The following is a 20,203-nucleotide window of genomic DNA, read 5'->3' as shown; positions in this document are numbered from 1 at the left end:
TCAATTAAGCGGTTATTCACTTACACTGCTGACGGGGCGTAAAGACGTAGCAATAGCGTTAGCGGTTTGCAAAGGTATTTCTCCCACCACTGTCACCTGGGCTTTGCCGTCTGTCAACGTTAAGAACGTACTCACTTCATTGCGCAGCGCCAGCGTTTCACCTAACGCATCTTCCGCAGGCTGAACATACACAGATACGTCAACCAATCCATCTGAAAAGAGTTTATATTCTACAATCTGTCCTGTTAAGGCCAATCGTCTTGTATCTTGCTTTATTTCTCGCATGCCAGCCGGCAAATAGGTGACATCCCATTTGTGTGCACGATTTGGCGTGTTGCTCAGCGCCATGGGCGCGGGTAACGACGCAGAATTAATTCGTGAGAAATAATCAGCAGGCTCTGGCGATATCGCAAAGGCCGTGACCTGAATCTGCTCTAATAGCGCCCCTTGCAAATCAAGCATGTTCAGTTTGAGCAACATACCAGACGACTCATCCAGCCACAGTTGATAACCAAATCGCGTGTTATCTCGGCTGACTATTCGAATTTGTTGCGCTGAACGTCCTGCCACCCGCGCTCTTCCCACAGCGACGAACTCATAGGCTTCGGCAAGCTGTTCAGGATGATACAATAATACACTTGGTATTGGACCGTTGATATGCTTTGAACGCAAGCTATAGGGTTGTACATCTGGCTCAAATACACTCACCACATCGTTCACACGAATAAGCTCGCGGCCTGGTCCATTTTGAAGATTTAACTGCTCTAATTCAGAACCATCTTCCATTATCCCGTGGCGCCATAAATATGGAACGGTTTCCTTTCCTGCAATAGTTTGCACAAAAGACACTTGGAAATTGGCATTGGTTATAATGTTTTGAAGTTCAGCTAGCCACTGATTGGCCGATTGAGGCTCTCGTGTGCGAGAAGCAGATGCATTTTGCTCGCTTCGACTTTGTTCAAGTTGCTCTTGAATCACGTCTTCTCGCACTGCTTCTTCTTGATCGGCTTCATCTAGTGGGCCAGCTCTCGTGTTTGATTCTGGGTTAGCGTCTAATTTAACGTCGCCATCATTCACGTTTTGGACTGGGATAATAGGAGCTTTCGTTTCTTCGCTCAGCGAAGTGGTTTGGGCAACAGTGGGCTGAATAGCCGCGCCCGAAATGAAAAAAAGTGCAAGGATAGAACTACAGCGCATTTTTCCCGCCTTAAAACAAACATACCAGCAGTATATGCTGGTATGATTAAAATATGAAATGTATGTCAGTCGCAATTTACTTGCGAAAGCACATTCCAACTAATGTTGACTGGCTGCGATAACTTATGGGCGCTCTGGTCCACTTGTTTCGCTTTCACCTTCGTCCTCTTGCGCTTGCTTAAGCTTTATTTGCTGCTCATGATCAGCAATCAATGCATTAATTTTGCGCTTCTTCTCAAGCATTTCATTCATGTCGTTACGTGGTAACGTTCTGGTTTGTTCCAAACTCACTGGAGACAATCCACCTTGAGGAGCAATCGTTGGCGCTGTCATAAATGGCTCGGTAGGCGCTTCTTGATTAGTGTATTGAACACCAAAGATAACTGCCACTGCCACCGACGCAGCTACTGCAAACTGGCCTGACTGCTTCGCAAAAGGAACGACATTGCCAATCAATGGTATCGACTGCCAGCGCGAGCGTTTAGGTGCGACTATAGCTGGCTCGTTTTCAAGCGCAGCTGCTACGCTTGCGGTGATGTCCAACTGTGGAGCAACACTTGCTTCTTTTCGCATTGCACCGCGATACACATGGTAACGTTGCCATTTGGCCTGAAGCGCTTCATCTTGCTTAATCGCATCGATGATGTCATTGCCTTCTATCTCACCATCCATGAATGCGGACAATTTTTCTTGCTGTTGCGTCATATATTCATTTCCAGATCAAAGTGATCGTTAACTACCCTAACACAGCTGTTAGTCATCGTGGAAAAAAGAAAGTTCATCTTTTTTTGATTTTATTTCTTTTTAATTTTCTAACAACGGTTGAATAACTTTATCAATCGCCTCGCGAGCCCTAAAAATACGGGATCTCACCGTACCCACAGGACACGACATTACGTTCGCGATTTCTTCATAGCTCAACCCTTCAATTTCACGCAGCGTTATCGCCATACGTAAATCGTCCGGCAGCTTCTCAACTACCTTAAACAGGGTTTCTTCAATTTCCTCAGATAACAGGCTTCGCTCGGGTGTAGATTGCTCTTGTAATGCATCACTACCTTCGTAGAAATCTGCTTCGTCAGCATCGACATCGCTTGCAGGCGGCTTGCGACCTTGAGATACAAGATAGTTCTTGGCACTGTTTACCGCAATGCGATAAAGCCAAGTATAAAATGCACTGTCGCCACGAAAATTAGGTAAGGCACGGTAGGCTTTAATGAACGCTTCTTGCGTTACATCAGCAACGTCACCGGTATTTTTCACATAGCGAGAAACGAGATGCATCACTTTATGTTGGTAACGAGTTACCAACAAGTTGAACGCATTTTTATCGCCACGCTGTACTTTTTCGACCAGTTGTTGGTCGGTTATCTGCTCGCTCATTCGAGCCATTACTCCCTACTTCAACTACACAATAGCTCTAACAAGCATGTGTATAGACGCGTTCTTTTTACAAAAGTTCTGTAAAAGCATTAAATATTTAAAAAAATGCTTAGGCTAGGGGGCAAGAATGATTGTGTTTTGCTACTCATCCTTTAGACTTGCCGAACCTTTGCTCGTTTGAATTGATATAAAAATACATGAAATCTGTATCGTCTTCACTAACTTCCACATCAAATGCAATAGAACACCGTTGTGACGTATTGATTATTGGGAGTGGCGCGGCAGGATTGAGCTTAGCGCTTAAGCTTGCCGACCATTGTCAGGTTATTGTACTCAGTAAAAGTGACCGCAATGAAGGCTCTACCCGCTATGCACAAGGTGGTATTGCCGCAGTATTCGATGAACAAGACTCCATAGACGCACACGTAAAAGACACGCTTACTGCAGGCGCTGGGCTTTGCGAAGAGCCTGCCGTAAGATTTACTGCAGAACGAGCAAAGGCGTCACTTGAGTGGCTTATCAGTTACGGTGTACCGTTTGATACAGAAAAAAGTGAATCTGGTGAGGAGCGCTTTCATCTTACCCGCGAGGGCGGACACAGCCACCGGCGAATTCTTCACGCTGCAGATGCCACAGGCGAAGCGCTTCAAATTACATTAAACGACGCGGTATCGACCCATCCAAACATTCACATATTTGAGCGCTATAACGCCATTGATCTCATTCCTTCAAAGGAAGAAAAGAACAGCGTGGTGGGTGCTTATGTTTGGAATAGACAACAAGAGCACGTTGAAGTAATTCGCGCCCCTTTCGTTGCGCTAGCGACTGGCGGTGGTAGCAAGGTATACCAGTATACATCGAACCCCGATGTGTCGAGCGGTGACGGCATTGCCATGGCATGGCGAGCGGGTTGCCGCGTGGCCAATATGGAATTCAATCAATTTCATCCGACTTGCTTATTCCACCCGCAGGCACGTAACTTCTTGATTACAGAAGCGCTGCGCGGCGAAGGCGCAAACCTCTGCCACGCCGACGGTACCCGCTTTATGCACAAATTTGATGAGCGTGGCGATCTTGCGCCGCGCGACGTAGTCGCTCGCGCAATCGACTATGAAATGAAGCGATTGGGCGCTGACTGCATGTACTTGGATATCAGTCATAAGCCTGCTGACTTTATCGTTAAGCACTTCCCTAATATTTATCGTAAGTGCCGCTCGCTTGGTATCGATATAACCCGTGAACCTATCCCAGTCGTGCCCGCTGCGCACTACAGCTGCGGCGGAGTGATGACCGACTTTAATGCCAAAACCGACTTGAATAATGTATACGCAATCGGTGAAGTGGCCTACACAGGTCTGCATGGCGCCAACCGCATGGCATCGAACTCTTTACTTGAATGTGTGGTTTTTGCCAGCGCTGCAGCGGAAGATATTATTAAAAATCTTCCAAGTGCAGACTGTGAAGAGTCTATTGCGCCTTGGGATGAGAGCCAAGTGTCTAACTCTGACGAAGAAGTCATCATTCAACATAACTGGCACGAACTTAGGCTGTTTATGTGGGATTACGTAGGTATTGTACGCACGGATAAGCGCCTTGAACGGGCCATGCGCCGCATTAAGCTATTAGAGCAAGAGATTACTGAGTATTACTCACACTTCAGGGTGAGTAATAACCTGCTAGAGCTTCGAAACCTTGTTACGGTTGCAGAACTCATTGTGCGATGTGCGATGGAGCGAAAGGAAAGCAGAGGGTTACACTTTAATTTGGACTACCCTGAACAGTTAGACAACCCCGTTCCTACAATACTTATTCCCAGAAAACAGCTGTCAGGCGCTGACGTTGGCTCGCTAATTACCCAAGACAGCTTCGCCGATGCCGATTAGTGCATAAAGTAAGATCTGTATCAGTCTAAAGAAGGCGCTAATGTTAATGCGCCTTTTTTAATAGTTATCTCCCGCTTACCTTTTGCTTATCTGCGCCTGATTGAACGTTAATTTAGGCCTGATTAAACGCTAAACTAGCAGATAAGTGCACAAGGCTGTCATTACTATCGGTAACGTCTATTAGCACACTATTATCTGTTTTACAGTGTTGTTGAATATGAATATCACAAGGTAAAAACACGGGTTTTCTAAAGCGGCAGTTTACTTCTTTTATGCTCATAGATTGTCTGAAGTCTTGTTGACTTACAAACGCCGACACAGCGCGTGACAATGTCCACATGCCGTGCGCTATAGGCTGTTTAAACCCAAATGCTTTAGCAGATATTGCAGACAAGTGAATAGGGTTATAGTCGCCAGAAAGCTTTGCATAGCGGCGACCTGTATTAGCCGAAGCACTGATTTCGCCGATGAGCGCCCTATTCTCTAATTCACAATCGTCATGTAAGTCACTTTTAGCACCAAGTGGAGCTACATGAACGGCTTTCACCTTCACTAAATAACTACTTATCGCCCTGTAAACCAGGTTACCTGCCTGCAGCGCCTCTAACATCACATCCACTTCCCAACCTCGGTTATGCGGTCTTACATCGTGAAAGCGCACGCGACATTCAAAGGGTTCGCTTAAATCGCAATGGTCTATTACCGATACTTTGTTAGCTGCGTGGATAAGGCCAAGCAATGGAAATGGGCTTTGTTTGTCAAGCAAGCACTGCATTTGCAATGGTAAGGAAAGCATCTGCAAATAAAGTGGATGGGCATGCTCATTTGCCGGCCAGTCAACTTCCTGACAAAAAGAAGCGTAGTGCACATTGTCGACATTGAGCGTTTTGGTATAGATGCGCTGAGGCAACGTAGGCGGTTTAAACTGCATAAGCTGCCTGGCGTCAACGCGTTTAAATAACGCTTTGGTATACTCACGAAACATCTTTTTAATTCCTTTAAGGCGTTGCTTTTCGGGCCAAGATAATGGCTCTAGCCAACCGGCGATAGTCTGCTTCGCAGCACTCACCTTTTAAGATCCAAGCGAGATGGCTATGATCTTTTTCAAACCATCTGCGTTTTTGGCGCAGCACATTGATACACAGCCCCCATGTAAAGAGCTGGGATGAATGATGAATGCTCATTGATGTGCCGTCGGCCTGAGCATCAACTAACAAGCTACCTTTTGGTATGCTTTGCACATCCAGTGGGAGCGTACTGTCGTCAACGACCCGGATAATACCATCGCTGGTCAAAGAGAGAACGTATTGAGTAGCAGAAATTTTGTTACTAAACGCGTCATAAAGACGCCAGAAAATAACTAACGTAGTTGCAACGGCAACAAGCGCTATCAATTTTGAGAAGCTCAGCCAATACCACAAGTATTGAGAAAGGCTGCACAATGCTGCGAAAAGGCAAACAGCAACACCTACTTCCCCAAATAACCTTCTAAACCTATTGTGCGTAATACAAATTCTATACTTTGACACGGTTGACGATAGTCGCCACCATGGCGGCTAGTTCAGGATCTTCGCACTTCTGGTGTCCCATGATCCATGCAAACAAATCAGGGTCATCACTGGTAAGTAAACGTTCAAATGTTTCTTGATCTTCATAACTTAAAGAATTGAAGGCTTCTTCCACAAAAGGAAGTAAAAGTACGTCTAATTCTAGCATGCCTCTGCGACACGCCCACTTTAATCGCGCTAATCTTTTTGGTTCAAACATATGTCTTTCATACCGTTTTTTATTCTCTAACAATAATACCATGCCCTATGCGTGGGGATCACTGCTCTTTTGGTCAGATAGGCAAACTAAATAGAACTTAATCTGCGCACATTCCCATGTATTGCCCTTGAATATTGATGGTTTTACCATACCTTGAGTACATACAGCGAATTTTACAGTGGTGAATATGACATCTATCGCATCATTACAAAGTCTTCCAAGTAAATTTGTGGTCAAGCTTTCAAACGCCATGATAATTTCTTTGGAAGGAGAACAGGCCGACAGTTACCTACAAGGGCAGATTACGGTCAACATTAATAAGCTAACCGAAAATACTGCCAGGCATTTCGCCCATTGTGATAATAAAGGCAAAACGTGGTCTACTGGATACGTAACTCGCCACCAAAACAAATTATTGTTGGTTACCAATGAAGATGCGGGTAGTCGTTCATTAGCACAGCTTAATAAGTATGGTGTGTTCTCTAAGGTTGATATTCTCGACGACACACAAACATACAGTGCTTACTTTATTTCGCTTGATGCAGTGAAAACTAACGAAGTAAAGGCGGCGTTAAACCAGCTTTTCTCAGAAAACGACGTGGAACGCCTTCTAGAGAGCGATACTCCTGACAATGGCTCACTTGAAAAGGTCGAGAGCGAACACGGCGTTGCCTATTTTGCCAACACTAGCTGCAAAGGAATTATTGTGCTTTTAGATGATAATGGCGCAAAGCAAATAAATTCGTTAATAGAGGCGCAAACCCTTTCTTGCTATCCCCAAACCGTGTTTGACGCTATACAAATTCAAAGCGTACACGCTTTAGTGCAAGGCGACGCAGTGGCGGAATACGTGCCCCAAATGATTAATGTGCAGGCGCTGGGCGGTATCGACTTTGATAAAGGCTGCTATATGGGGCAAGAGGTGGTTGCGCGAACCCGCTTTCTGGGTAAAAACAAACGCGCCGCCTACAGCTTTAAGCTTGAAGGTAACGTAGATATTAAACCTGGCGATGCATTAGAAAAGCAGTTGGGCGAAAATTGGCGTGTAGCGGGCAAAATACTCAATGTTGCGTCGCTCGATAATGAAACCTGGTTTATTGCTGTGCTCAACAACGACACCACCAGCGAAGATTTACACAGATTGGCTGATAATAACGCCATTACCTGTTACCCTAATGCTTTGCCGTACAGTATTGAGCAGAAAGCTAGCAATATTGTGAAAAAACGTCGATAAGCAGTTTTTACTGCATTACATTTATTGCCCTTTATTAAAGGGCCAAGATAGGATTTGTTATGACAATTACTTCTGACAGCGTTGTAACGCTACACTACACCGTATCTACCGAAGACGGCACAACGCTAGACTCTTCAGAAGGGAAATCGCCACTAGTAGTACTACTAGGCCGTCGCTTCTTAATTGAAGGACTAGAAGATGCACTTATTGGTAAATCGAAGGAAGATAGCTTCAACGTTTCAGTAAACCCTGAAAAAGCTTACGGTGAACGTGCTGACGAACTTGTACAAACTGTACCACGCTCAATGTTTGACGGTATGGATGTTGAAGTGGGTATGTCTTTCCGCGCAACTACGCCACAAGGTGAGCAATCGGTCATTATTATCGAAACAACTGACGAAGAGGTTGTTGTTGATGGTAACCACCCTCTTGCCGGTATTCCGCTAACTTTTGACGTAACTGTTGTTGACGTACGAGAAGCAACGAAAGAAGAGCTTGAGCACGGTCATGTACACAGTGAAGGCGGTTGTGGTCACGACCACTAAGTCACGTTGCTATTAAGCTTTAATAAATACTTAATATATTAAAAAAGGAGCCATTGGCTCCTTTTTTTAATAAACACCATTTAATTAAATCGCGTCTTCGTTTTGTTCACCGGTACGAATTCGTACGGCGGTCTCAACGTTGTAAACGAAGATTTTCCCGTCGCCAATCTTGCCTGTCTTAGCTGACGTTTGAATAGCTTCAACCGCTTGCTCAACGCGGTCATCGTCTAATACAAGCTCAATTTTGATCTTAGGTAGGAAGTCAACTTGGTACTCAGCACCGCGATAAAGTTCAGTATGGCCTTTTTGACGACCAAACCCTTTCACTTCTGACACTGTCATCCCTGCGATACCGACTTCAGCTAGCGCTTCCCTAACATCGTCCATTTTGAACGGTTTAATGATAGCTTCAATTTTTTTCATGACTACAACTCATCGTAAATTGTTGGAATTGGTACACGTTTATGCTGTGTACGCTCATAAATATAGAGCAATTTCTCTTCCACTTCCGCAGAAACTGGCTTTCCTTCCAAAAAGTCATCAATTTGGTCGTAAGACATGCCCAATGCTTGCTCATCGGCTTTTTGCGGAGACAGGCTTTCCAAGTCAGCAGTTGGCGCTTTAGTGATGACGTTATGTGGTGCACCCAAATGGGCTGCCACTGCACGTACTTGGCGCTTACTGAGACCAAACAACGGCGCAAGGTCACATGCACCATCACCATACTTGGTATAAAACCCTGTAATATTTTCAGCCGAATGATCGGTACCTAAAACGAGGCCATCAACCATCCCAGCAATTTCATACTGGATAACCATACGGGTACGTGCTTTAACATTTCCCTTCACAAAGTCTTGTTTCGCTTCATTGTCGGGAAGAAGGTTAGCACTGGCAAGCGCTTGTGAAGTAGACGCATGAATAGCATCTGCGCCAGGTTTTACATTCACTGCAAGAGAATGAGAGGGCTGGATAAAGTCGATAGATTTCTGTGCATCGTCTTCATCGGCTTGGGTATCATAAGGTAAACGAACCGCGATAAATTGGTATTTTTCGTGGTGCTCATCGTTTAATTCATTTACTGCTAATTGAGCTAACCGACCCAATGTGCATGAATCAATGCCGCCACTAATACCCAGTACCAGCGAATTTAAACCAGAAGTAAGTAACTGCTTTTTTATGAACGAGACTCGACGTGCGACTTCGTACTCTACGTCAATTTCAGGCAGCACTTTCATTTCATCAATAACTGCTTGTTTTTGCATCATTATATCCACGTATTTTTGGGGCGTCCTGGAACTTGATTCTACGACAATCTGACCGCAGATGTTAGTGGTATCCGCGCATCTATTTGGATTTACTCTTCTGGTATTACAGTTGTGCAGCACTTAAGGTCAGCAATTTATTTATTATTAAGTTGAGATTCAAGCACAGCAGAACGACAAGCCAGTAAACGTAAGGCGTATGGCCAAATATGCGGTTGCGCGGTAAAACATACCTTTGCCAACTCAAATTAGTTTACCCTAAAATATGAGTAAGTAGCGTAAAATTATGGCGCTACAACATTACATTGGAGAAAGGCGGCGCAAAAGCAAACTCGCCTGTTTCTCTTTATAGCAACGCGTGGAATCGAATACCGTTTATGACAAACACTAGGCTTACAGCACGACTATCCATAATGTCGAGACAGCAAGGACTAACCCTTCTAGAAATGCTTGTTGCCGTCGCTATTCTTGCCATTATTCTCACCACAGTTGCGCCTGGCATTCAAAATATCGTAATCAAAAATAGAATTACCTCTGACTTAAACAATTTAAGTGCAGTGGTTCAACGCGCTCGCTTTTCTGCGGTAGACGAACAAACAAACGTAGTGCTCTGCCCTACGCAAAACTATACAGCCTGCACGTCGAGTTGGCGCAATGCAAAAATGGTGTTTATAGATGCAAATGGAAACGGCGGCCGGGATAACAATGAGGTCTTAATTGTAGCAAGCGATCCACTAAGTAATGCCAATACCATCTCCGGTATAACCGGCAGCCTTATCTTCGACGAACAAGGCGGAATAGACCGCGCCGCAACCATCACCTTATGTCCCAATAACAACGATGCAAACTATGCATCAGCACTTTTATTATCGCTTTACGGAAGAATATCTGTTGCCGTAGACAGTGATGACAACGGCAAAAAAGAAGACTTAGAAGGTAATGAGTTAAGCTGTAGCTAACCGTTCACTTTTCGTATCGTTAAGTTTCGAGCATTTTCTTACCAACATTCTGTGGGCGTCAGTGCGTCTTCACGTATTTTTATTACTCTACAGCTGTCCGTAGATGCTCTAGATGTCAGTGTAGCACTAATTTCATACATTCCCGTGTCGCTGATGGTTTGTGAGATGCGTACGCTGGCTATTCCAGAGGGTGGCAACGCATCGTGCGTTACGTACTCGCCTGTGAGTAGCCAACTTCGCGACTGAATTGCTTGGGCAGACAGAAGGTACGCTTTGACCTTGTTGAGCTGACTTAGTTGTTTGCTAGCGGTAATTGCCGACGTAGTCGCAACGCACAATATGCCTGCTATAGCCGTTGCAACCAGTATTTCTACAAGCGAAAACCCTTCAGTCAGATGATGTTGTATGTACGCTTTATAATTCCCTTCCATGGTACAGCTATCTCTCTAATTGAATTTCAGTACATTGAGATTACCAATATGAATTAAGCAGGGTAACTGGACTTACGCATGGCTTTTCACGCTTACACATCCAACAACAAGCTAAGCATTCCACAACGGAGATTGAATGGGTTTACGCTTTTAGAAATGCTAGTTGTACTGGCAGTAATCAGTCTCCTATCGTTAATTGCTATTCCTTCATTTGATGCATGGAATGAGCGAAATGCCTTTAAACATGCTGCCACCGGAATAGCCTCACTCGCAAAACAGGCGAGAATGAAAGCACTAATAAACAAAAAGAACATGTTCCTGATTGCGCAAATTGAACACAATAGCTGTGTACTCGTGAGCGAAGAAGACTCGTGCTCTTGCGCCACCCGCCCAAGCTGTGCCTTGACTGAGTCGAGTTTCTTGTCACTGCCTTCGCGGTGGAATACAGAATTGAGCACAACCAATAATGAGGACAAGATTGTCGCGTTCAATAAAAACGGTACCCTCAATTTTGCCAGTAATACGACGCTAACGCTTTCAAGCCAGCGCTTCAGGGCAAAGTTAGTTATTAATACATTGGGGCGAATAAAGCTATGTAGCGTTCAGTCTATTTCTGGAATAGCGCCATGCTAAAACATGTAATGCGTCGTGGCGCAATCAAGCCGTATTGTGGATATAGTCTCACCGAACTGCTGGTGGCCTGTGGCTTGGCAAGTATAGTGATTTCAGCCGTTGCAACTCAAGCGGCGCGGTCGCACATTGCACACTCATCAATTCAACACGCTACCAGCGTAGAAGACGACATACGTGCGCTACAAAGTACAATTACACAACACCTAAGCAAAGCGGGTTTTGTTTACTCCCCTAACACCCTATCACCTTTCGGTGCGACCACAATCGAAAATACGGTATTCGAAGTAACCACTGGCCACCGCGCAAATGAACCTGAAAATAGCTGTGTTACCTTTTCTTATGATAAGAACAAGGACGGCGTGGTATCGCAGGCTCAGGGGGAGTTTTTTGGATACCGATTGCACGACAATGCCATCGAGTACCGAGTAGCGGGACATTCCTGTATACAAAGCGGTTGGTACGACTTAACCGATACGCAAACTACCGTTGCCACCAAATTCACGGTTAACCGAAGGCACAGCAGTAGCTGGGGAAGTGCCTATGAAATTGAAATAGAGTTGCACAGTAAAGTTGATCCTACCGTCAAAAGCGCCAGAACGTTCATAGTTGAGGCTGTCAATGCCTACGACTAATACCGAAATGCAGTGGCCTCAAAGAGGCAACAGAAAAACTGAGTTCAAAACAAGCCATGGAGGGGTTGTACCTACACGCCCTACTGCACCGCTTCGCTTTCAGCAAGGCATCGCCGTGTTGGGAATTGTGGCCATATTATTAAGCGCTATTACCTTCTCAGCTATAAGTACATCACAGCAGGTTCAACAATTTTATACGATTGAAAAGACAAAGCGGGAAACCGAGAAGGCGCATGTTACATCCATGCAGCAAGTCAAAGAAATCGCCACGTTGTTACGAAGTCATTCGGCCTCGCAAACGTTGAATAGGATAGACATATCCAATGCAACGATACTTATTGAGCAGACCGATTTAGTTGGTGAAGAACAGCAGTCTTTGCAACACTTTGAAGTGCGGGTTTCCCAAGACGAAAGTAATACGATTTACACAGCTAAATTTCTGCGCTACCCGTCACTGTTAAGGCTACCTACTTCAACTCAACAATTATCATGGGACAATCAGCTTACCGAATGGCTTTTTAATCGAAGCATAGAGCACCTGAGTGCGACGTATTTTCCTCAAAGCGTTGCCAAACAGGATTGTGTGGACCTTCCGCCTGCCAGTATTTTCTGGATAGAGGGAGATTGCCAATTGGATAACGAAGATATAGCACACTCAGACGAAAACCAGCCTTTAATGCTACTGATAGTGGATGGCGACCTTTCACTTCACGCCGATACGCAATTCCATGGTTTGATAGTTATGCTTTCCACCACGCCATATACGCACACTTTGCATGTTTCGCCTGGGGCATCTATAAAAGGCGCTTACGTTTCCAACCACCCCTTGAACACGAGTCTTGATGGGTCATTAACACCGTCCACCACGGTGCTAAAAAACCTTCAATCGCACACTACACTCGCTAAAATTATCCCTATCCCGGGTTCATGGTATAGGAATAACTCAACAAACGATTGAGCTGAATATTAGGTAAACGAAAAACCAGAAATAGAGGATCCTCAAAGATGCCTAAATTGAAAAATACAGGAAGTATTTTAATTGAAGTGTTGCTGACACTGCTTATTTTAACAAGCACTACCACCTATCTACTTGCCACTCACATTGATTCTAGGCTTCTCTTTCAAGTGACTTTGGATGAAAACGCTGAGCACAATGGCTCATTGAATTCGGACCGACTCACCCTGGTTAACGACCCGGTTGACCAACGTTGGGATGACATTGCAATATTTGGTGAACCGTCATTACTGGTAATTTCAGCCCAATAGCACATCAACGCCACGTTTTTTTAAGGCGTCAAAACGACCTGTGGCATTAATCGGTTAACGAATATCTACCAGTATTAATAATTAACATGACCAGCAATATTCATCGGACTCAAGGGATCCATTGTTATTTTTATCCCAACCCTTTCTCCCATCACTGAAGTAAAACAACGTGCCATCTGATGCTTGACCTGTGCCGCTGACTGGCGTTGCCCTCAACTCATAAGCTGTTGCGCTGGCCGCTTGTATAGTTAAATTATAACGGCGATTTACTTGGGGCTCAGAAGACGGAGAATAAGTAGAAAAAACGGCTGGCGCGCCGGTGTTTGCGCCACCACTTGCCGCACCTTCATAACTGAAAGAACCACTGTGATGACGTTCCATTGCAGATGCGAACCCCAACAAGTCAGCCTGCCCTGTGCCGCGGTATCCATCGGCAATAACACCTTGGTAAGAAGGGTATGCAATGGCGGCAATAATGCCCACTATCGCCACAACTATCATAAGCTCAATTAATGAAAATCCGCTCTCTGTTTTTTTATGCTTCACAATTATTCCCTCTCTGTTTCTGAGTGCCAACTACCACGCTGAATTCGCTCGAATCTTCCGTAAATATTTTCAGCTAAACACTCAAATGCGTTAGTACATGCCTCGTCGTTGCCATCTTCATCAACGTCGATCACTGCTGAGACACATTCAGTACCCAAGCAAACCACTGGGCTCACAATATCTTCTATAAGAATTTTGGTCTCTGGTGCGATGCCAGTTTGTTTTAATTCTGCTGAGCGGTCAGCGTCGTTAACTTCTCCGTCATTATTTACATCTGTGACGGCGTTGCCATTAAACATACTGACTAAATAAGCGCGACTATTACCCGTGGGCGGAGCACATGCACTGGTACTACTCGCCGCCGGAACATAGGTCGTAAAGAACACCTTGTAATCGATAATTAGCGGAGAAGACAGTACCTTTTCACCGTTAGTGGTTAAATTCAAATACCACCCAGCCTTGTTAGCAAAGTCCTGTGAAGCCAACTCGCGCTCCCCCTCGTCACTACTATTTAAGGCATGACTCGTGGCGTTGTACATTCCACTCTCATAAACCGTTTGCATAAATGTGTAATTCCCATTTACATCACGGTTAAATACGCCGCTGTCTTTAAGCATATAAAAGTTGTCTTCAACTACGGTATCTAGCGGAGATGCACGCCATCCACTGCCAAGGGCTATGCCATAATACAACTCATCGCCTAGCGCTATCTCTGTTACGTCTGGCCCATAGTAGAAATGTCGGTTGGTTTCTGCTGTGTCGCCACCGAAGTCGGCAATGCGCGCGCCTTTTATAAAATTCGTACCTGAATTTCCATTATAGATGTCTAACCTGAATAACTGGCCGCCCATATCGGCCACATACATATGGTCCGCAAACCCATCGTTATCCCTATCAATAACTGAAATTCGCCCTGGAACGCTGTATGTCATATTCGTTAAGTTTAAATCCGCATCTTCATTACTTGCATGCCACAAGAGGCTGCCAGTATCAGCGTCGAACATAAACACAGCATTGCCAACGACATCATTTGCTCGAATAGCACGATCATCTTGTGCGTCATCGTAGCCACCGCCAACAATCATGACATTTTTAACTTGTCCGCCCATGTTCACTTTAGTGATTGTTGGTCTCGACCACGTCTGGCCCAACTTTGCCAGCGTCCCCGCCCCGCCTTCAATTTTGAATTTCAGCGTGGGTGAGGTCTTTTGCGTCACATCAAAGACATAATAATTACGTCCCCCCCTGCGCATACCAACATAAAGGTACTTGTTGTCTCCAACTGTTCTTAGAATCATGTCACCATCTAAGCCATATTTGTGCTCTAGCGATGATGTGTCTTTATAAAAATGATGTAGATTCTGCAGCAATGTTTTAGGCATGATGGCAAAGTTCTCTTCGCCTGTTGAAGTGTCGAATGAATGCAACATTCCTTGGTTGGTGGCGACAAAAATGGCCGAGTCGTCAGTACCGTAGTTAACAATTATAGGCTGAGAGTGAATGGGATCGCCCATTTGAGAGCGATAGTCAGTTGTACTTCCATCGCCGTTACTGTCTTTTACGTCCACGCCTCGAGTCCACTTTAAGATGGCATCTCTTAGTGCATTCGCATCAGTTTCATCCTGAATGGCAAGATCAGCATTCGTTATATTCGTATTGTTTTCGTGTAATTCATTGGCACTTCTTACAATGCTGCCCGTATCATTAAACACGTATATATTTCGGTTCCCGTCCAAGCGACTGGCTGCACCACCTTCACTTACCTCGCTACCGTCAGCAAGGGTTGACCAATAGCTGTGTGCATTTTCAGCAAAGAATCCCGTAACGCTATCCACCGCGTTTAGGCTGTTTTTGTCGAGAATTTCATCACCACTTAAGCGATAACGTTTAAGGTTCCCTGGCCAAATCGCCCCCTCGCTCGGCTTAAACAATGCGAAGTATAATTCATCTCTATGGGTTAGACGGTTTAGCTGGTTAACCGCCACACCAGGCGACACAAAGGTTGCATTAATATCTTTTACAGAACGCAAAATAGTATTAAACGCCTCGAGCAAATCCGTACTGTTATCAGCCTGATAGAAACCACCACCACTTTGCAAAGCAAGCTGATTAAGGAAGTTGTTGGCGTTATTGTTCGCCGCAAACCCGATGGTGTGTGTAATAACCCTTGGGCCTATTACTGACGTTGACGCTTCACTGATATTTCTCACTAAATCTAGGCCGCACTTCTCACCGCTACTTCCGGTACAGCTTTTACCAAGTAACGTCTGAATTTTCGAAACACTGTGGTTGTTGTTCGCTTCACCGTCGGACAATAAAACAATGTGGTTGTTCGTTTGGCACTGTAGGTCAGACACCGGTGAAATGTAACTTGCCGGTGTTGGGATCTGCTCAGTGATACAGGCGCTGTCTGACAAGTTGTCTTCCGAGCATCCCGAAGGCAAAATTGAATCTGCACCTATATAAGAGCTTCTGTGGCTCACACGAGTACTTCTTCGCACAGAGCTGCTAACGTCACTTTCCCCACGTTTTCGCCCATAATCTACGTCTCTACCGCCATAATAGTTAGCCGCTTCCAACAATGTGTCTACTATAGGGGTTAGACCGTTGGCGCTAAGCTCATCTATTTTGCTGATCAAATGTTCACGGACCGTTGCTGAAGCGCCAGGTGTCGCCGAGCCGTTAAACTTCACAATAAGCTTCGGTGCTTTAGATGGCGAGTTGTTATACGTATGCGCACCGCGGTACGACACAAAATCATCAAGAACAAATGCCATATCGTTACCTGACTGCCACCCTGAACGATCAACAATTTGCTTAACAATGTTGCTCACGTCAGGCGTACGGTAGGTATAATTGTTGTAAAAATCAGGCATGGACCAAGTAATACCCGATGTTTTAGGCAAATTTCGTAAGCGGTTACGACGGTCTGGATGAAAATCAGACGCATCATCATCAGCTACGCCCCTAATACGCATACTCGGGTTACCATAGGTCACCGTACTGTAAGCAGTAAACTCAAGATACGCTTCTGTTACTACAGCCCCTTGAGGAATGTTCACATTGCGAAATCGAACGCCTATGTAATCATTGTAAGATGGGTGGAAGGTCAGTTCACTACCGGTATTCGGGTAGCCGTTTACGTTCTCTTCCAAGTTATCTCGTGAACTGGCTACTTGATAAATTGCTTCGCCTTGAACACAGCCCGTAGCGGTAGAGTCATCATAAGTTACCACCAACTGTGGCGCACCACTTTGGCCTACGTCACTGGCTCTTACCTCACGAGAGCTTGCTGAATCGGTGCTAGAGCCTTCTATTAAAATATTAAGGTTCTTGCCGCCACACCATGCCGATAAATCGACGACTTCTTGAATGACTGCACTTATGTCAGGTGTGGTTATCACCTCGCCTGAGGCGGGAAAGCTATTGTCGGTTGCCCACTCAACGTTAGCCGCGGTCTTCGTTCGCGCACTCAAATTGTTCGAAGACGAAGCAAAGGCTGTACTTGATGCCGATGCTTCAGCTGATATAACAAGGGATGTACCCGCCACATTGAATTTTTCTGAAGTAAACCTAATACTGGCATTAACGATTGTCGCGCCTTGAGGTATGTTTAACTCGGTAAAACGCAGACCAGAGGTTACGGTTTGGGTACCGCTGCTTAATACAAGGTCATTGCTGTCAGTGGTAACGCTACCGTCTATTTCATGTGCGTCGTGATCGTCGTCGTTGGTTGAAATGATAATTTCAGGTCTTACCGCTTCATCTATATTGCGAACCGGATAGAGGATTGGGCCACCGTAATCCGAAAAACGCATCAAACCTGCGTTAATATTGGTCGCCGAACCGAGCGCTTCTTTTAGTGCATTCTGTACGCGCAACATTCGAGTTTGGCTGGTGTTATCGTACGATCCCATACTTCCCGATGAGTCCATGATAAACAGCACATTCGGGTTATAGGTTACGGCGTTATTTGCGTTGCCTAGGTAAATATCGAGGTCGTCACCAAACGCAGAGAAACCGATACAGCTAAATAGTGTAATAGAGGCAAGGTAAGTCGAGAGTTTCTTCATATTAATACCTATTGAGACGCAGGGCCAAATACAGAGGCAGCCAAGCTGTTCGCCACAACAGAAGATTTACCCGCCACTTTCCCACATCCTCTGATAATGAATACATGGCAATTGACGTTGCTTCCACCAATCACGTTACTCGAGCCTCGACAAGCCTGCTCTCTGATAAAGGCAGTGCGCGACCAACTCTTTGACGAGGCCTCACTTTGATACGTGCCATCCACCACATGTCTGTCACCAACAGCAAGGCCGCCTTCAGTCATGTATCTGTCAGTCCACTCCCCGTCATCGAAACAGCTCATTGAATCTGCTTCAGGGTCAAACACGTTACCCTGCCGAGCTTCCGAGAGCGGATCTGTCTTATTCGGGTCGGTAAGTAGGGTTTCATCTTCAGATTCAAAGAAAACGCCCGCGATCGCTGCTTCAGCAGCATCAAAAGCCAAACCACTTTGCTGCATAGACACTGCCATTTTAGACTGAGACAAGCTACTGGTTACCGCGCTTACCCCTAAAACAGTGATTGAAAGCAACACAAGAAGTGCGAATACCATCACTAAGCCTTGTTGTTTCATCGCGAACTCCTGACAAAATTTTTCATATTTCGAAGTGCCAACGTTTTTGAGAACACTTGATAATAATGGGCCGTGTCCATCGTTTTAGATGCTTCGTTTAACAGCGCATATTTCTGAGACTGTGTTTGTCTCACTTCATTTTGATAGCTTTTAAGCATTAGCGCCCAGCGCAGTGATACAACTTGTTGATTAAGCGCCCTTAAATCTTCAATTTCATCTGCGGTTACATACGAAACAGCTTGCCCTTGAGAATTGGTAATGCTGCTTGAAACGCCGAACTGCACTTGGAAACTTTCGACGTTATCGAGCAATGTTACGGTAAGGGGCGACACTGTCTGCACCTTTAGGCCACGAAGTACACGACCATCATATCCTGTGCACTTAAGTGTACTGCCGCTTACAAAGTAGTGATTAACAACGTGAAACTCGAGACCGCCATAGCCGTGCTGGTTTCCAGTACAATCTTCGTCACTTAGTAGGCTCACAACCAGCTTATCACTGCCGCCACTAGAGGTTTGTATGCTGCCTAGTGTCGCGTTGGTAGCGAAATCCCCTGCTACAGCGATGGGGTGATTTTCCACATAGGCCGCTTCGGCAACGATATCAACGGATGTATCCACATCCGCGACTATCTGATCATAACGGCCGACTTCATAGAATTCTGCTGAGAGGCGAGCCATGATAAAGCGGCCTGACTCTTGTACTTGAGCCACGGCTTGATTGAGCTTATTCGTCACACTACTACTGACGAGCACTTGAATAATCGCGCCTGATATCACTAACCCCAGCGTTAACGTAATCATTAACTCGACAAGGGAGAAACCCTGCTGTGGGCGGTGGCGACGTGCATTCATAATGTAATGTCCTTAAACACACATGCGTTACTGTCACCTTCAGATTCGTTACATCGCGCATTAAGCGTATAGGTCTGATTTCCCGAAGAAGCGACAGGCCACGTCAACAACACTTCTACACGAGAACCTGCACTACAGCTGTAAATATCTGCCGTATTGTTGTCGTCACACGATACCGACACTTTAGTTTGAGGATTGGTTTGTACCGCTGAACACGATAGCGCCCAACCATCGTACTCAGCCATCTGTGCTTCAGTACAAGCCTGGCCTTCGCAATTTGGGATCCCTGCCGGCCTTGCCAGACAGTAGCAGTGATAAGGATGAGACGAGCCAGAACAACTTAACGTGGCAAAATTATAGGTATCGCTAGAGAAGTACGCATTGTTGACTACCATGCCGTCTCCCACTGTTGCTGGGCGAGCGGCGGCTCTCAATCGTTCTGCAACTTGTGCTGCCACCATTTCGGCCTGAGTTCGGCTTATTGCGTCTTTATTGGCAAAAGAGCCCGTAAACTGGAGCGCAGCAACACCCAGTAAGCCCACAGCTAATATAAATAAGGTGATTAAGATCTCTATAAGACCTGCACCGCGTTGTGCGCGAATATGACTTCCCTTCACTCGCTTCATTATCACCTTTTCAGCAATCATCTTTTTTTGCCATATACCTAACATTCAAATTGGTGTTATCACCAATGTAGTATAGTAAGACAAAAGCGTATAACACTGGGTATCAATGGTTATTAAAACGTATAATTTTCTGTGACCTGTTCTAGCAAGCAAGTACAAGGCAGACTGTTCAACCACTTTATCTTTAAAGTAGCAGGCTCTAAATGGTTAGCGTGCTATAACACCGCTTTACAATGTACGTTTACGGCATAAAAGGTGCTACCTTAAAGCCGAACCGTGTAGCCTGTTCATGTTAAAATACCCAGTTCTAAAGGTATTATTATCCATTCGCAACTTGTTG

The 20,203-nt window shown here is 45.3% G+C and carries 22 protein-coding genes; 8 read left to right on the top strand and 14 right to left on the bottom strand.

Annotated features, from left to right (window positions below):
- Positions 1-12 precede the first annotated feature (12 nt).
- The 3 genes from MHM99_RS09845 to rpoE all read right to left on the bottom strand — a co-directional run bounded on the left by MHM99_RS09845 (position 13) and on the right by rpoE (position 2,580).
- Positions 13-1,197, bottom strand: coding sequence for a MucB/RseB C-terminal domain-containing protein (locus MHM99_RS09845; protein WP_239219173.1), 1,185 nt, complete (start codon positions 1,195-1,197; stop codon positions 13-15).
- A gap of 123 nt (positions 1,198-1,320) precedes the next feature.
- Complete coding sequence (locus MHM99_RS09840) at positions 1,321-1,902, bottom strand: RseA family anti-sigma factor (protein ID WP_014976995.1); 582 nt, start codon at positions 1,900-1,902, stop codon at positions 1,321-1,323.
- Between the two features lie 99 nt (positions 1,903-2,001).
- A complete protein-coding gene (gene rpoE / locus MHM99_RS09835; RefSeq protein ID WP_239219171.1) occupies positions 2,002-2,580 on the bottom strand; it encodes an RNA polymerase sigma factor RpoE in 579 nt (192 codons plus the stop codon).
- 197 nt (positions 2,581-2,777) lie between these two features.
- Here rpoE and nadB point away from each other — a divergent pair, with 197 nt between their 5' ends.
- Entirely contained in the window at positions 2,778-4,463 is a 1,686-nt protein-coding gene (gene nadB, locus MHM99_RS09830; protein WP_239219169.1) for an L-aspartate oxidase, read from the top strand.
- Positions 4,464-4,575: 112 nt separating this feature from the next.
- Here nadB and MHM99_RS09825 read toward each other — a convergent pair whose 3' ends face one another.
- From MHM99_RS09825 to MHM99_RS09815, 3 genes are read right to left on the bottom strand one after another with little or no spacing between them, the layout of a single operon-like run.
- The gene (locus MHM99_RS09825; protein WP_239219167.1) at positions 4,576-5,448 is read right to left on the bottom strand and encodes a MaoC/PaaZ C-terminal domain-containing protein; all 873 of its coding nucleotides are present in this window, start codon (positions 5,446-5,448) and stop codon (positions 4,576-4,578) included.
- 13 nt (positions 5,449-5,461) lie between these two features.
- Positions 5,462-5,992 (bottom strand): hypothetical protein, encoded by a 531-nt coding sequence (locus tag MHM99_RS09820; protein WP_239219165.1) that lies wholly within the window; start codon positions 5,990-5,992, stop codon positions 5,462-5,464.
- On the bottom strand, positions 5,979-6,230 hold the full coding sequence (locus MHM99_RS09815; RefSeq protein ID WP_239219163.1) for a succinate dehydrogenase assembly factor 2: 252 nt from the start codon (positions 6,228-6,230) through the stop codon (positions 5,979-5,981). The genes MHM99_RS09820 and MHM99_RS09815 overlap by 14 nt, the downstream gene beginning before the upstream one ends.
- Positions 6,231-6,417: 187 nt before the next feature.
- Here MHM99_RS09815 and MHM99_RS09810 point away from each other — a divergent pair, with 187 nt between their 5' ends.
- Both MHM99_RS09810 and MHM99_RS09805 read left to right on the top strand, forming a co-directional pair.
- Positions 6,418-7,464, top strand: a complete 1,047-nt coding sequence (locus tag MHM99_RS09810; RefSeq protein ID WP_239219161.1) for a glycine cleavage system protein T — start codon at positions 6,418-6,420, stop codon at positions 7,462-7,464.
- 59 nt (positions 7,465-7,523) lie between these two features.
- Positions 7,524-8,009, top strand: coding sequence for a peptidylprolyl isomerase (locus tag MHM99_RS09805; RefSeq protein ID WP_014950114.1), 486 nt, complete (start codon positions 7,524-7,526; stop codon positions 8,007-8,009).
- An 84-nt stretch (positions 8,010-8,093) separates the two neighbouring features.
- Here MHM99_RS09805 and MHM99_RS09800 read toward each other — a convergent pair whose 3' ends face one another.
- Both MHM99_RS09800 and nadE read right to left on the bottom strand, forming a co-directional pair.
- The gene (locus tag MHM99_RS09800) at positions 8,094-8,432 is read right to left on the bottom strand and encodes a P-II family nitrogen regulator (RefSeq protein WP_014950115.1); all 339 of its coding nucleotides are present in this window, start codon (positions 8,430-8,432) and stop codon (positions 8,094-8,096) included.
- A 2-nt stretch (positions 8,433-8,434) separates the two neighbouring features.
- A complete protein-coding gene (nadE, locus tag MHM99_RS09795) occupies positions 8,435-9,271 on the bottom strand; it encodes an ammonia-dependent NAD(+) synthetase (protein WP_014950116.1) in 837 nt (278 codons plus the stop codon).
- A gap of 413 nt (positions 9,272-9,684) precedes the next feature.
- On the opposite strand from nadE, the gene MHM99_RS09790 reads away from it, so the two are divergent.
- Entirely contained in the window at positions 9,685-10,230 is a 546-nt protein-coding gene (locus MHM99_RS09790; RefSeq protein WP_039228301.1) for a GspH/FimT family pseudopilin, read from the top strand.
- A gap of 38 nt (positions 10,231-10,268) precedes the next feature.
- Here MHM99_RS09790 and MHM99_RS09785 read toward each other — a convergent pair whose 3' ends face one another.
- Positions 10,269-10,661: a prepilin-type N-terminal cleavage/methylation domain-containing protein gene (locus tag MHM99_RS09785; protein WP_014977002.1), complete on the bottom strand. Its 393-nt coding sequence runs from the start codon at positions 10,659-10,661 to the stop codon at positions 10,269-10,271.
- Between the two features lie 78 nt (positions 10,662-10,739).
- Here MHM99_RS09785 and MHM99_RS09780 point away from each other — a divergent pair, with 78 nt between their 5' ends.
- The 4 genes from MHM99_RS09780 to MHM99_RS09765 are packed head-to-tail and all read left to right on the top strand — an operon-like array spanning position 10,740 to position 13,192.
- Entirely contained in the window at positions 10,740-11,294 is a 555-nt protein-coding gene (locus tag MHM99_RS09780) for a prepilin-type N-terminal cleavage/methylation domain-containing protein (RefSeq protein ID WP_014950119.1), read from the top strand.
- Complete coding sequence (locus tag MHM99_RS09775) at positions 11,288-11,926, top strand: potassium:proton antiporter (protein WP_101565236.1); 639 nt, start codon at positions 11,288-11,290, stop codon at positions 11,924-11,926. Before MHM99_RS09780 ends, MHM99_RS09775 begins: the two co-directional genes overlap by 7 nt.
- Positions 11,913-12,884, top strand: a complete 972-nt coding sequence (locus tag MHM99_RS09770) for a hypothetical protein (protein ID WP_101565238.1) — start codon at positions 11,913-11,915, stop codon at positions 12,882-12,884. The genes MHM99_RS09775 and MHM99_RS09770 overlap by 14 nt, the downstream gene beginning before the upstream one ends.
- A 47-nt stretch (positions 12,885-12,931) precedes the next feature.
- A complete protein-coding gene (locus MHM99_RS09765; protein WP_101565240.1) occupies positions 12,932-13,192 on the top strand; it encodes a hypothetical protein in 261 nt (86 codons plus the stop codon).
- Positions 13,193-13,273: 81 nt separating this feature from the next.
- Here MHM99_RS09765 and MHM99_RS09760 read toward each other — a convergent pair whose 3' ends face one another.
- The 5 genes from MHM99_RS09760 to MHM99_RS09740 are packed head-to-tail and all read right to left on the bottom strand — an operon-like array spanning position 13,274 to position 19,884.
- Positions 13,274-13,738, bottom strand: a complete 465-nt coding sequence (locus tag MHM99_RS09760; protein ID WP_283625447.1) for a type IV pilin protein — start codon at positions 13,736-13,738, stop codon at positions 13,274-13,276.
- A gap of 2 nt (positions 13,739-13,740) precedes the next feature.
- Positions 13,741-17,811 carry a PilC/PilY family type IV pilus protein gene (locus MHM99_RS09755; RefSeq protein WP_239219159.1) on the bottom strand — a complete coding sequence of 1,357 codons (4,071 nt, stop codon included), beginning with the start codon at positions 17,809-17,811 and terminating at the stop codon, positions 13,741-13,743.
- A gap of 8 nt (positions 17,812-17,819) precedes the next feature.
- Positions 17,820-18,383 (bottom strand): PilX N-terminal domain-containing pilus assembly protein, encoded by a 564-nt coding sequence (locus MHM99_RS09750; protein ID WP_014950125.1) that lies wholly within the window; start codon positions 18,381-18,383, stop codon positions 17,820-17,822.
- Positions 18,380-19,237, bottom strand: coding sequence for a PilW family protein (locus tag MHM99_RS09745; protein ID WP_014950126.1), 858 nt, complete (start codon positions 19,235-19,237; stop codon positions 18,380-18,382). Before MHM99_RS09745 ends, MHM99_RS09750 begins: the two co-directional genes overlap by 4 nt.
- Entirely contained in the window at positions 19,234-19,884 is a 651-nt protein-coding gene (locus MHM99_RS09740; protein ID WP_080590400.1) for a pilus assembly protein PilV, read from the bottom strand. Before MHM99_RS09740 ends, MHM99_RS09745 begins: the two co-directional genes overlap by 4 nt.
- Between the last annotated feature and the right edge of the window lie 319 nt (positions 19,885-20,203).

It is taken from the genome of Alteromonas sp. MmMcT2-2 (assembly GCF_022348305.1).
Lineage (GTDB): Bacteria > Pseudomonadota > Gammaproteobacteria > Enterobacterales > Alteromonadaceae > Alteromonas > Alteromonas macleodii.
The sequence above is the reverse complement of the archived record's forward strand: the minus strand, read 5'-3'. Positions and strand labels throughout refer to the sequence as shown.